At 58.9% G+C, this 13,096-nt stretch carries 12 protein-coding genes and 1 tRNA gene; 7 read left to right on the plus strand and 6 right to left on the minus strand.

All coding sequences use genetic code 11. From position 1 onward, the window contains the following. Positions 1–23 precede the first annotated feature (23 nt). From HZB23_11705 to HZB23_11730, 6 genes are all read right to left on the minus strand, one after another. A complete protein-coding gene (locus HZB23_11705; protein ID MBI5845322.1) occupies positions 24–1,718 on the minus strand; it encodes a trehalose-binding protein in 1,695 nt (564 codons plus the stop codon). A gap of 134 nt (positions 1,719–1,852) precedes the next feature. Continuing rightward, a complete protein-coding gene (locus tag HZB23_11710; protein MBI5845323.1) occupies positions 1,853–3,784 on the minus strand; it encodes an ATP-dependent helicase in 1,932 nt (643 codons plus the stop codon). Between the two features lie 110 nt (positions 3,785–3,894). Then, entirely contained in the window at positions 3,895–4,149 is a 255-nt protein-coding gene (locus HZB23_11715) for a hypothetical protein (protein ID MBI5845324.1), read from the minus strand. A gap of 121 nt (positions 4,150–4,270) precedes the next feature. After that, the gene (gene mobB, locus HZB23_11720; protein MBI5845325.1) at positions 4,271–4,786 is read right to left on the minus strand and encodes a molybdopterin-guanine dinucleotide biosynthesis protein B; all 516 of its coding nucleotides are present in this window, start codon (positions 4,784–4,786) and stop codon (positions 4,271–4,273) included. After that, positions 4,783–5,028, minus strand: coding sequence for a zinc ribbon domain-containing protein (locus tag HZB23_11725; protein ID MBI5845326.1), 246 nt, complete (start codon positions 5,026–5,028; stop codon positions 4,783–4,785). Before HZB23_11725 ends, mobB begins: the two co-directional genes overlap by 4 nt. 56 nt (positions 5,029–5,084) lie before the next feature. Further along, a tRNA-Pro gene (locus HZB23_11730) sits at positions 5,085–5,161 on the minus strand. Positions 5,162–5,545: 384 nt separating this feature from the next. Between HZB23_11730 and HZB23_11735 the strand changes: the two genes are divergently transcribed. The 7 genes from HZB23_11735 to HZB23_11765 all read left to right on the plus strand — a co-directional run bounded on the left by HZB23_11735 (position 5,546) and on the right by HZB23_11765 (position 12,809). Then, on the plus strand, positions 5,546–6,529 hold the full coding sequence (locus HZB23_11735; protein ID MBI5845327.1) for a DUF4872 domain-containing protein: 984 nt from the start codon (positions 5,546–5,548) through the stop codon (positions 6,527–6,529). An 87-nt stretch (positions 6,530–6,616) separates the two neighbouring features. Beyond that, positions 6,617–7,639, plus strand: a complete 1,023-nt coding sequence (gene dctP, locus HZB23_11740) for a TRAP transporter substrate-binding protein DctP (GenBank protein ID MBI5845328.1) — start codon at positions 6,617–6,619, stop codon at positions 7,637–7,639. Between the two features lie 409 nt (positions 7,640–8,048). After that, on the plus strand, positions 8,049–9,203 hold the full coding sequence (locus HZB23_11745) for a M20/M25/M40 family metallo-hydrolase (protein MBI5845329.1): 1,155 nt from the start codon (positions 8,049–8,051) through the stop codon (positions 9,201–9,203). 103 nt (positions 9,204–9,306) lie between these two features. Further along, positions 9,307–9,939, plus strand: a complete 633-nt coding sequence (locus HZB23_11750) for a helix-turn-helix transcriptional regulator (GenBank protein MBI5845330.1) — start codon at positions 9,307–9,309, stop codon at positions 9,937–9,939. Between the two features lie 177 nt (positions 9,940–10,116). Further along, positions 10,117–11,112, plus strand: a complete 996-nt coding sequence (locus HZB23_11755; protein MBI5845331.1) for a prenyltransferase — start codon at positions 10,117–10,119, stop codon at positions 11,110–11,112. A gap of 14 nt (positions 11,113–11,126) precedes the next feature. Then, positions 11,127–11,705, plus strand: a complete 579-nt coding sequence (locus HZB23_11760) for a flavodoxin family protein (GenBank protein MBI5845332.1) — start codon at positions 11,127–11,129, stop codon at positions 11,703–11,705. 30 nt (positions 11,706–11,735) lie between these two features. Beyond that, positions 11,736–12,809, plus strand: coding sequence for a hypothetical protein (locus HZB23_11765; GenBank protein MBI5845333.1), 1,074 nt, complete (start codon positions 11,736–11,738; stop codon positions 12,807–12,809). The last annotated feature ends 287 nt before the right edge of the window (positions 12,810–13,096 follow it).

Consider the following 13,096-nt stretch of genomic DNA (forward strand, 5'->3'; position numbering starts at 1 on the left):
ACTCCGATGAAGCCGCTTCTGGTTCACCCGCCGAAAGGACAATGGGGGAACCGGCAGGTCCTGCACTCCAGGCAGAAACCGCCGTGTCCCAGTCTCGCAAGCTGCGTCCTTGTTATTTCAACCCCTGCCAGAAGCCGGGGCAGCAAAAGATCGAAGGCCGTGCGGGAATGATAGAGCGCACAGGCGGGAACGCCCGCCACCGGAACGCCTTTTATGTTTCCCACAAGGCTCATGGCCCCGGGCAGCACGGCGGCTCCGTAAAGATAGTCCGCCATGCCAGCGTCCATAAGGCCCTTTCGGGTCAAATCCTCAGGGTCCACAGAAAGGCCAGCAGTGGTGACGAGAAGCCCCGCGCCGGATTCCAGAAGCTCGCCCACGCCACTTGCGATGGCGTCCCTCTCGTCCGGGACCACCAGGGATTTTACCACCCGGCAGCCGAAGGCCTCAACCTTGGCCCGGATGACGTCGGAAAAACGGTCCTTCACAAGCCCGGAAAAAACCTCGGTTCCTGTGACCAGGATTCCAACATCCGGCGTTTTGAAGGGAAGAACCGAAAGCACCGGGGCTTGCCCCAAAGCAGTTAGGGCGTCCTGAAAGTCGTTTTGCGCCAGATACAGCGGAATGGCGCGGGTGGCCCCCAGCTTGTCGCCCTTTTTCACCACCGAAAAGCCCCGGCGCACGGCGCACATGACGCCATTATTCATGTTGAACGCAAGGAGCCGATCGTCGTCCACGGTGAAAAGACCGTCCAGGGCGGCGGAAAAGGCAATCTTGCCCTCACGGGCCTCGGCGGGATGCTCCACGCCCGGCCCTGCCAGCTTTTTCGAGAAGGCCAGCGCGGCCTCGTTCTCGTGAACCCATCCATCCGAGGCAGGCGCGCTTTCCTCGACGTAAACTTGGTTGCGCCCTATTTTCTGGAGCCTGCACAGGTCCCCGGCCTCGATTATCTGGCCCTTCAAAAAGGCCGGACCCTTGGATACTCCCGGCTCTATCTCCGTCACATCGTGAAGGAGCCTTTTGCCGAGGGCGTTTTCAACCGGCACAGGGGAAAGTTCGGGAGCCTCTTGGAGTTGGGGCAGGGACTGGCTCTTGTACGGGTTGGTTCCCAGGCAGGCCCGGCAGATGTTGCCGTGGGCCGTGGGAAAGGCCTCCCCGCAGGAGGGGCAGGCGAGAATCTGCCCTTTTTTGCGGCGCACGAAAGACGGCGCGTTTACCGAGACCTCGGAAAGGCTTAAAATGCCCGTTCCGGCTTCCAGGATGTCGGCCAATAGCCTTGGGGTGTCCTGGACCTCTTTGGGCTTTTCCTTGAAAAACCAGGCGGCTATTTCGGGCCAGCGCCGCACCTTTTCGGTGTCCACGAAAACCCTGACGCCAACGCCGGTGTGCTTGTCGTAAAGGCACACGGCGTAGCGGCCAAGGTTGATTATCTGAAGCCAGCCGTTGCCCACGGTGCAGGGGGTGAGAAGCTGGACGGCGTCCGGCAGGCAGTTTTCGGTCTCGCTTATGGCGTTATAAAGAATGCCCTTGGGCATCCGTTTAAGGGCCATGTCAACCATGAAGCCGCCGATGATGAGCCCCGGAGCCTCGTAGCCGTGGAACCAGCGTATCTGCGCGAGAAACTCCTCGCGGGAGTAAGGGCCTATGCCGCCCTCGGCGACAGCGGAAGGCTCGGCGCTGGGGGTGTTGGAAGCGATTGAATTGTAGGCGTCGGCGGTCATCATGGCTTACTCCGTGCGCCGGTGTTCCGGCTCTGACTTGGGCGTTATGACAAAAAAGGCATCTCGCATCAATCGGGAAGGTGTGCAAAAGATGGAAAACCACGCGGGGGTATCAAGAGTTTTAGCGGTGGAAATCAAAGCCTCTCGCGGGAAAGGGTGTTTTTGGAAAGTTCGCACAGGAACCTGCAAGGCTCATCCAGATACGAGCCTGAAATCGGGTCGAAAACATCTGTGGGATGGGTGAATATGAGGCTCTTGCGGGCGCGGGTGGATGCCACGTAAAGCAGGCGGATTTCCTCCTCAAGGGCCTCCCGGCCCCTGTTGGCGGCCTGCATGGGCGGAAAGCGCCCGTCCGTCACCCAGATCACGAATACGTTGTCCCATTCAAGGCCCTTGGCCGAGTGGATGGTGGAAAGGGTGAGCCGGTCAAAGGTTTTGGACTCGCCCTCCACCGAGAGCCCGCCGTCCTCGCTGGTGGTGGGGGGCTCAAGGGCCATGTCGGAGAGAAAGCGGACCAGATCGCTCCCGTAGCGCTCCATCATGAGCACGAGCTGTTCCAGGTCCTTTGCCCGCTTGGGCCAGTTGTCGTAAAGCCCGCGCATGACGGGGTCGTAGTATTCGAAAAGGGCCTCGCCCATTGCCGCCACGCTGAGGTTTTTGGGATCAAGCCCCGAAAGCGCGCCGTAGAGCCGGTTCCATCCGTCGGCCCATGAGGGCTTGGGCTTTATGGCCGCCATGCCCTTCTGGTCTATTTCTGCGGCAAGGGCGGCGGCGGTTTTCTGGCCCACGTGATCCAGAAGCGAGAGGATGCGGGTCCAGCTCACCCGGTCACCCGGAAAGGCGAGAACCCGAAGGTGGGCCAGAAGGTCCTTCACGTGGCCGGATTCCATGAACTTGAACCCGCCGTACTTGGCGAAGGCGAAACCGGCGCGGGACAACTCCACCTCGAGATCGAAGGAGTGGAAACCCGCCCTGAACAGCACGGCGATTTCCTTTAAAGGCGAGCCCTGGCGCACCAGCCGCCTTATTTCATCCACCACGTAAACCGACTGGTCCCTTTCGGAGCGCAGGGAGGCAAGGACAGGCTTGTCGCCGCCGGATGCGCGGGTGAAAAGGTGCTTTTCGTACTTTATGCGGGCCTGGGCTGAGACCTGGTTGGCCAAATCCAGTATGGGGGCGGTGGAGCGGTAGTTTTCCTCCAGGCGGATGAGCCTTGTTCCGGCAAAGACCTTGGGAAAGCGCATGATGTTCTCGAAATCCGCGCCCCGGAAGCCGTAGATGCTCTGGCAGTCGTCGCCCACGGCCATCACGTTCTGGTGGCCGGTTCCCAGAAGCTCCAGAAGCTCGGCCTGGACCTTGTTGGTGTCCTGGTACTCGTCCACCATTATATGGCTGTAGCGGTTGGTCACCCGCTCGCGCACTTCGGAGTCGTTGGCGAGAAGGGTTCTGGCCAGAAGCAGAAGGTCGTCGAAATCCATAAGGTTCTGCTCGCGCTTCAAGGCGTGGTAGCCCTTGGCAATCGCTGAAATTTCCTCGGAAAAGCGCGAAAAATGACCGTGATCGGATTCGATTATGTCATATACGTCCCGGCTCTTGTTGGCGGCGGCGGAAATGATGTCCGCTATGGTGGATTTTTTGGGAAAGCCCCGTGCGGGACGCTTGGGCATAACCTTGTCGGTGGAGGCCCCCACCACGGACTCGCAGTCCGAGCGGTCCAGAACCGCGAAATTGGGGGAATAGCCAAGCCGGTCGGCGTAGCGGCGCAGAAGAAGGTGCGAGAAGCTGTGAAAGGTGCCGCCCGAAACGTTGATGCGCTCGTCCAGCAGCTCTGAAGCCCGGGCCAGCATCTGGTCCGCAGCCTTCCTGGTGAAGGTGAGCAGGAGGATGGAGTCGGGGTAGGCCCCCTGCTCAACGAGCCGCGCCACCCGGTAGGTGAGCGTGCGGGTCTTGCCGCTTCCGGCCCCTGCTATCACCAGAACCGGCCCGTCCGTGGTGCAGACGGCCTCGTACTGGGCTGGGTTCAGGTTCTTCTCGTAGTCAATGCGCATTTTGGCTGCTTCCGGCATAAAACAGAGCCGATTAAATTATTCATTCAAGCAAATTCAAAAAGCGATCCCAACAGGCTGATAAAAAACGATGAAGTGCAACGCAGCAGTTCGCGTTTTTGGGCAGCCTGTTATCCCAGCTCTTTTAAAGCGTCCTTTAAGAGCGCATTGATGTCCAGGGTGGCCTGGGCCGCCTTGGATATCAATTCCGCCGTTTTTTTGTGGCCGGCGTCCCCGGCCCTTGAGCCCCAAGTGCTGTATGAACCCGCGTGGCCCACGTTGTGGGAAATCCAGTTGGTGATGAGGGTTTTGAGCTTCTCGGTCTCGGTCAAATCCGAGGCGTGGTCGTGATGATGGTGATGGCCGTGTGCGTCGTGATCGTGCATGATTTCCTCCTGTATTGATACGGTATGGGACGGGCGATCTTATCCTCTTGCCGGGCTTTTGGCAATGAAACTTTGCCAGCTGCGACTTGGCCAGGGGACTTCAAAGGGGAGGCGGACCGGTTCAGCGGTCTGGAGGATCGAGAAGATGCTTTTGAAGGAAATTGGCTATGGCGGAAACATCGTCACGATCGAAAACCGGGAGAGGGGTGGGGGAAGGCGGGCAGCCCACAAGGGCCATCACGTCCGTGTCGTTTTCAAAGGCCTGGAAATCCTCGGGGCAAAGGGCGATCACCATGCGCGGGATGCGGGCGGACTTGTAGCCTTCCACAAAAACCAGATCCGCGTCGGGAAAATACAGGGCCGCCAGTTCAACGGGGGAGGGCTCTTCCGGTACGTCCCGAATCACGGCGATCTGGCCTTGGGCGGCCACCAGTACCCCGTAAGCCCCGGCCTGGCGGTGCTTTTGGGTGTCCTTGCCCGGATGGTCCATGTGAAAGCCGTGCCGGGCGTGCTTGATGGCGGCAACCTTGAGGCCCCTGGCGGCGAACAGGGCGATGAGCCTTGAAATTAGGGTGGTCTTGCCTGAGTTGGAAAACCCCGCCACGGAAACCATGGGCGGCTTGACGGAAGCGTTCATTTGCTGCAGCCGGGCACGTTCCATGTGGTGCAGCTGCCCGACGAGCAGTTGCGAACCGTGGCGGAAGGCCCGGTTTGGCCCCCCCCGCTTCCGCTCATGGCGAAATTGGTGCAGCTCATCACCCGTTCGATTTCCCCGGATTTGCACTTGGGGCAGGCCATTTCAACGTCGTCCTCGCCGGACTTCATCAGAAACTCGAAGACCTCCTGGCACTTTACGCATCTGAACTCGTAGATAGGCATGGTAAAACCGCTCCCTGATTCCGGGCGTCGCCCGTTTGGCTTGTTCGGTGGAAATGTGGTCGGGGCGAGAGGATTTGAACCTCCGACCTCTTGCGCCCAAGGCAAGCGCGCTGCCAGGCTGCGCCACGCCCCGCCGGAGATTCCCCTAACATGCTTTTTACCCTTAAGCAAGAACCCATCAGCCTTGCAGTTTTCGGGGCGGCTGAGACGGTTTTCATCCGCGTCGGTCAGTCTTTGGTATGATATTAAGATTCGGTAAAGGGGCGGATTGACCAATAAGTCTTCTTCTTGCTATAAGGAATTCTTTGTGGGGTCGGCAGGCCAAAGGCCCGGAAAATATGACACATCGCGTCATGATCCGCGTCAGAAAATATTCGCTTTTTGACCTCTCACTGTCCGCTTTCCGGTATGAACACGCATTTTATGAACATGCATGTTCCGGTCCGTAAAAAATGACCGGCCCTTCATGCCCCGATGCTTTTTTTGATACCGGACGAAAAACTTTTAGGATGACCTGATGCCGCTTTTGCCCGTCTGCCATGTTCCCGGACGCCACTGCGCAAGCACCGGCCTTGCCGACCTGGCCCGCTTCCACGGCCTCGACTGGTCCGAGGCCTTTTGCTTCGGATTGGGCGCGGGGCTTGGCATCTGGTACCTTTCCTTTCCCGGAACCGGGGCCAGCCGCATGATCCACGTGCGCAGCCATGACATAGAGGCGCAGTTTTTCGCAAGGATCGGTTTGGACTTTTCCTGGACCACCAACCCCGATCCCGAAGAAAGTGAAAAATCTCTCATTTCAGTTCTTGACCGCGGCCTGCCCGCCATGATTCAATCCGACATCTTTCATCTGCCGTACTTTGCAACCAGCACTCATTTTCCGGGACACGTAATAGTGGTGTGGGGTTACGACGCAGGCCGGAAGGTCTTTTTCGTCACGGACACCGAAAGACAGGGCCTTTTGGAGGTGGATTTCGACTCCATGCGAAGGGCCCGGCACTCAGGAAACGGCTTTTTCCCGGTGGAGGGCAATCTTTTCGCGCCCTCCGCAATTCCACAGCCGCCCGACCCGGCCAGCATGATCGCCGAGGCCGTCCGGGCCCAGAGCCGCGCCATCCTTAATCCTCCCGCCGAATTCGGCGGCCTTCCCGGCCTTCTGCTCTGGAAAAAGGGGCTGGAGGACTGGGCCGGATTTCCCGACTGGCAGTGGACGGCCCGGTTCGCCTACCAGGTGATCGAACGCCGGGGAACGGGAGGCGGCGGTTTCCGCCTGCTCTTTGCCGACTTTCTGAAAGAGGCCGTCTCGCTGGTCCCGGAAATCGGCCTTTCGGGTCTTTTGGGGCAGATGGACGCCCTGGGCCGGGCCTGGACCGATCTGGCCCTGGCTCTCAAGGATGCCTCGGAACGGCAGGAGCCCGATTTTTCCGAAGCCGCTGAAAAACTGGACGTTTTGCTCGACATATCGGAGCGTTATCACAACAAGGCCGCATCTTTGGGCGGCTGACGGGCCAACAACAAAATGCTCCCGGATTTCGGGGGGGACAACGAAGAACCTTTGGGGGAAATGGAGAAGGACGCAATGAGGGGAAAAATGCGGTTGATTCAAACGGCTGCGGCCATGATGCTGGTGCTTTTCGCATTTACGGGCGTGGCCTTTGCAGGGAAAAACGCCACCATTTTCTGGAAAACCGCCACCCTTGCCCCGGAGGGCATAGGCTGGTCCAAGCAGATGAAAACCATAGTGTTTCCGGAAGTCGAAAGGATCACCGAGGGCAACCTGTCCATCAAGGTGTACTACGGCGGCGTGATGGGCGATGACATCGACGTCATAAAAAAGATGCGCATCGGCCAGTTGAACGGCGCTGGCCTCGCGGCCCAGGGCGCGAACCAGCTTTGCCCGGAATTCCAGGTTCTGGAGCTTCCCTTTCTCTTCAACGACTTTGACGAGGTGGACTACATCCGCGACAGGATGAGCGGCACCTTCGACAAGATATTCGAAAAGCACGGCTTTTTCATGCTTGCCTGGACCGACCAGGATTTCGACCAGATATATTCCACCAAGGTGGAGCTTGCCAAGGTGGCGGATTTTTCCAAGGGCAAGTTCATAACCTGGTACGGCCCGGTGGAGCAGGACCTTTTCAGGGTGTTGGGCGCGAACCAGATTCCCGTGGGCGTTCCCGAAGTGGGCTCGTCCATCCGCTCCGGCGTTGCGGACTCCGCCATCGGCCCGGCGCTGTGGATAGTGGGCGCGCAGATGCACTCGGTGGTGCGCTACATGAACCGGGTGAAGATCCGCTACTCCCCCGCCGCCATTGTGGTCACGGACAAGACCTTCAAGGCCCTGCCCCCCCAATACCAGAAGGCTTATTTTGAAATTCGCGGCCCGCTCCTCAAGAAGTTCTCCACTGCTGTCCGGGGGGATCTCAAGAAGAGCATGGAAGCCCTCATCAAGTACGGCATAAAAGACACCAAGATGACCCCGGCGGCCCTGGCCGAAATGAAGAAGGTGACGAGCCAGGTATGGACCAACATGACCGGGAAGATCTTTCCCAAGTCCCTTCTGGACGAGGTTCTGGCGAACCTGAGGACCTATCGGGCCAGCAAGGGCAAATAGCGCGAAGCCTGTCCAAAAACGCGAATAGCTGTGTCAGGCTTCAAAGCCAATTCCGCCACGTACTTTCAGTACGCTTGCTCATTGGCTTCTTGCCTTCCTTGCTCTTCATCGTTTTTGATCAGGCTTCACGGTCAGCCTTCTTCAGCAGAGCGGCAGGGGAAGGCCGGGCTGAAACGCGAATCGCTGTGTCAGGCTTCAAAGCGCGGGGCGGTCACGTACGAAAAGTACAGTTCCTCCCCGCGCTGTTCGCCAACCTTAGCGCTTCATCGTTTTTAGGCGGGATTCGCAGTCGGCCCTTTCCGGCAGACCGACAGGGTAAGGCCGGGCAAAAAAACACGTGATAATAAGAACCGGGGCGGAAGGAGCGGGTTGCGTCCTTTCCGCCCTGTTTCGTTTTTAAGGGGAGAGAATGCACAAGCTCATTTGCGACATCATAGAAAAATTCGGCGGGCGCATGGCGGGAAGCCGTGAGGAGGACCAAGCCCAAGACTACATAATCGAGCGCATGGGGGCCTTTTGCGACAAGACCCTAAAGCACCGGTTCCTCTCCCCCCTTACGGCCATGCACGGCTCGCTCAAGATTTTCTCGGCGGTGTTTTTCGCCTGCCTGATCCTTTGCCGGATATCGCTTCCCTTAGCCTTTCTGTTGGCCGCCGCCAACACGGCTTTTGTCATCCGGCACTTTCTCACCTACCGCTATAAGCTGGATTTCCTCTTCCCCAAAAAAGCCTCGTCAAACGCCATAGGCATCATCGAGCCTTCGGGCGAGCACAAGTCCACCCTTTTGTTCGCGGGCCACATGGATTCCACCACCGAGTACAAATGGTGGTACAGGCTGGGCTTTCCGGGCATGGTCCTGACCTCGGTTTCGGTCTTCATGATAATCCTTCTTCCCCTGTTTTTTCTGGCGGACCTCCTTTTTGAAAGCGCCAACCCCGTTTTTTCACACTACTGGTGGATTCTTGTCCTCATGTCGCCCGCCCTTGTCACCCTTGTGGACATGCGCGGCGACTACGTGATCGACGGCGCACAGGACAACCTCTCCGGCGTGGTTGCGGCCTTCGGCGCGGGCGAGGCGCTTTCCGCAGACCGCCTTACGCACACCAGGATAATGGTGGTGAGCTTCGGGTCGGAGGAGGCGGGCTTAAGGGGCTCGTCGGCCTTCGCAGCCGATTTTCACGAAGAGATGATGAGGCAGAACGCGGTCCTGGTGAACCTGGACGGCATAATGTATCCCGATCATCTGAAAATAATAAGGGGGGAGCTGAATCCCTGGGTGTGGTATTCCAGGAGCCTGATCAAAAAGATGGAAAAGGCCTTCCTGGATTGCGGCGCAAAGCCGCTTAAGGGCGTTTTGCCCATAGGGGCCACGGACGGAGCCGCCTTTGCCATGAAGGGCCTTTCCGCCATAACCCTCATAGCCCAGAACGTGAGCCATCCCGATCCCACCTACCACACCCGCCTGGACGTGGCCGATTGCGTGGACCCTAAGGCCCTGGAAAAGGCCCGCGACATCCTGGTGGCCTTTGCAAGGAACTGGGACAGGGAGATATCCGGCAGATGACGGGCTGCATACGCCTCTTCTTTTGTTGAGTGACGGCAAAGTATATGCTAAGGCTTTCAGACCGGTTAAGAATTTCAGGACCAACCCGAAAGCGAGGCAATTGATGGAAAATACGGATATTCCCCACATCAGCGTGGATTTTTTCGAGACCCTCACGGGTGCGCTTCCCAAGGTCGAAGACAACGCGGGCGAGGACGTAGGACAGCGCATAGCGGCCATAAGGCGGGAAAAGGGCCTTTCCGTGGAAGACCTCGCCCGGATGACCGGTTTTTCCGTGGAATTGATCGCCGGAATCGAAAACAACACCGTGGCCCCCCAGCTTGGCACCATCATGCGCCTGGGAAAGGCCCTGGACCAGGCCCTGACCCGGCTCATTTCCGGCCAGGGCAACAAGCCCTACGAGATCACCCGAAAGGGCGAGAGAAAGATCGTGGCGCGGGCCACCAAGAGCGGCGGCGGAAGCCAGGTCTACACCTACCAGAGCCTTGCCCACGAGGTTAAGGGCCGCCACATGGAGCCTCTGGTGGTGGAACTGGACGAGGTGGCGGAGCCGGAAAAAAGCGTCCATGAGGGCGAGGAATTCATACTGGTGCTTTCGGGAACCGCCCTTCTGTCCATCGGCGAGGACCGGCACGAGTTGAACCCCGGCGACTGCGTCTACTATCTTTCCAGCGTTTCCCACTCCATTTCCGGCAAGGGGGGCAAGGCCGTAATCCTGGCGGTCCTCTACGAGTAGCAGCCTGTCTAAAAATGCGAACTGCGGCGTTGCACTTCAAAGCCAATTCCGTCACGTACGAAAAGTACGCTTACTCATTGGCTTTTCGTGCGCCTTGCATTTCATCATTTTTATCCAGGCTTTGCATAAAGCCCTTTTTTTACAAATTGCACCGAGGTAGCCTTGATACAGCCCGGAATGTGGATAAAAGCGCTCAGGATCATTCCCAGGGTAAGCCCGGAAGAATGGAAAACCCTGGACGTGGTCTCCCGCTGGCTCATCGCAAGCCGCGCCGCAGTCTTCATCATGACAGCCACGTCATGCGCCGTGGGCGGGCTTCTGGCCGTGAGGGACGGGGCCTTTTCAGCGCCGGATTTCGCGGCCTGCCTTTTGGGGCTGGTGTTCGCCCACGCCACCAACAACCTTTTAAACGATCTCATAGACCACAAAAAGGGCATTGACCGGAACAACTACTACCGCGCCCAGTACGGCCCCCACCCCATCGAGCACGGCCTGATGAGCATCAAAAAGCTTTGGGCCTACATAGCGGTTTCCGGCCTTGTGGCCCTTCTGGCAGGGGCCTGGCTCATAGGGCGCACCGGCTGGATCACGGTCATCCTGCTTGGGCTTGGGGCCTTTTTCGTCATTTTCTATACCTGGCCCCTAAAATACATGGGCTTGGGGGAGCCCTCGGTGATACTGGTATGGGGGCCGCTCATGGTGGGGGGCACCTATTTCGTGGTGACCGGCGGCCACTGGAGCTGGCAGGTGGCCGCCATATCCCTGGCCTACGCCGTGGGTCCCACCACGGTTCTTTTCGGCAAGCACACGGATAAGCTCACCCAGGACGAGGCCAGGGGCGTGCGCACGCTTCCGGTGATACTGGGCGAAAAAAACGCCCGGATGACCGCCATCGGCCTGTGGGTTTTCCAGTATGTTCTGGTGGCGGCCCTGATGGCCTGGGGAATCCTGGGCTGGGCCATGCTTCCGGTGTTTTTGAGCATTCCCAAGTTCATCTGGGCCGTGAAAATCTATTCAAGGCCAAGGCCGACAGAGCCGCCGGAAGAGCTTCCGCCCAACATCTGGCCCCTTTTCCTGTCTGCGGTGGCCTTTGTTTACAACAGGCTTTTCGGCGTTCTCTTTCTTGCCGGGCTGATCCTGGACGTCATCCTTTACAGGACCGGCGTCTACTGAAGGGCAGGGCTCTCATGCGAATTCTGGGTATCTACGGCAGCCCCCGGAAAAACGGAAATTCCGACCGGCTTTTGGACGCTCTCCTGGAATCGGCCAGGGAAAACGGCGCGGAGACGGAATCCCTCTACAGCCGAAAGCTTAAAATCCACGGCTGCCTAGAATGCGGAAAATGCGACGAAACCGGCGTCTGCGTCATAAGGGACGACATGGACAAGGTTTACGAGGCCGTGAAAAGGGCCGACGCAGTGGTGGTGGCGGCCCCGGTCTTCTTCTACGCCTTTCCTTCGGAACTCAAGGCCCTGGTGGACCGCAGCCAGGCACTCTGGAGCGGCAGGCTTCTGAAAAAACAGGGTCCGGCCCTCAAGACCTTTGATTCCGGCGACGGCTTTCTTCTGGCAGTGGGCGCAAGCCGGGGCGACAACCTCTTTTCCGGCTGCGAGCTGGAGGCCCGGTATTTTTTCGACGCCCTGGACCGGAATTACAAGGGCGGCCTTTTTTACCGGCAGGTGGAGAAAAAGGGGGCCATAGAGGATCATCCCACCGCCCTTTCCGATGCCCGCGATCTTGGAAAACGCATCGCAACCGCGTCCTGACGCCACGCCCAAAACATGGAGACCCTGAAAATGAGCGATTCCGACGACAGGCCGTCATTTCGACCCCGCTTCGACATCAAATCGGTGGATGCCGAGGGTAACGAAAAACTGGAGGTTTTGAGCCTGGCCGAGTTCGCGGAACGCGCTAAAGGCGTTGAAATGGGGCGGCGGGGATTTTTAAAGCTCGCCCTCTTCGCCCAGGCCGCCGGAATGGCCGTCATGGCAGGGCCCGGCCCGGCTTTTTCCCAGCAGCCTTCCAGGGGGCTTGCCTCCATTTTCGGCGTCATAGTGGCCGTGGACTACATATCGGACGTGGCGATACTCCAGGAGGCGAGCACCGGCCTTCACTGGTGCATCAAGGTCATTCCCCCCAAAAGGGCCGGAGGCCGGGCACTGGGCCATGTGGACAAGAACGTCAGGGCCGGCGACTGGGCCGTGTTCATCGGCCCAAAAAGCGAGCTCAAAAGCCCCAAGCCCTATCCCGTGGCGTCTTTGGGCAAGGTCAATTCCGTCTCGAAAAACATATTCTGCGCAAGAAACACCGTAAAGGGCGGGAAGACCTGCGTTCAAACGCCCTCGCCCCTTGCGGCCCAGACCCTCAAGCCCGGAGCCGCCGCCTTTTTCCAAGAGGATTTTTCCATCAATTCGGTGGAGGACCTGCCCGTGAGCCTTCAGGTGATACACCTCAAAACCGGCGGGCTCATCCGTTGCGAGGAAAGCTGGGTGGAAGACGACATGATCCATTATCGGGTCGGCCAGGGAACAGTGGCCCTCTCCCTTTCCACCGTCGACCTTTCCCGATCCTTCAAGGCCACCGTGCAGGCGGAGGTTGAAGAAGCCTACGCCCGGCAGGCCCTGACCATTGGCAGGCAGGCCGAAGAGCGCCAGCGTAAGGCCGCAGAAGAGGCCAGAAAGGCCCTGGAGCTTGAAAAGGAGGCGGTCAGGCCTACTACCCCGGTCAAGGGCAGCTCCAAAAAGCCCGAAGAGGCGCCCCCGGCCAGGAGCGGCAGGCAGAAGACCCAGACCAAGGCCAGGTACGAGGACGCCAAGGAAAAATGCGGGTCGGTCACGGAAACCTGCAGCTGTGTCCCCGTCTGTTACTAAGGGCTTCGCGGGATCGACGATAGCTGTGTCGTGCCGCGCCGGGCGGGTCGTCATGTACGGAAAAGTACTCCTCCCCGCCCGGCTTGCACTCCTTGCTCTCGACGACCCCACAAAGCCCTCGAAGCGGCAATGGCGGCACGAAACGTGAAGGAATTGATATCCTTTCGGCTTTTCGCGTGACGTGTTCATCGTTTTTGATCAGCCTGTCGGGGGCGCGGGCGGGTTGAGAGCCGAAATGGGCCAGCCTTCCAGAATCCTTCCTCTTTTTCCGGCAGTAACGGCCGGCC

This window comes from Deltaproteobacteria bacterium (genome assembly GCA_016235345.1).
Lineage (GTDB): Bacteria > Desulfobacterota > Desulfobacteria > Desulfobacterales > Desulfatibacillaceae > JACRLG01.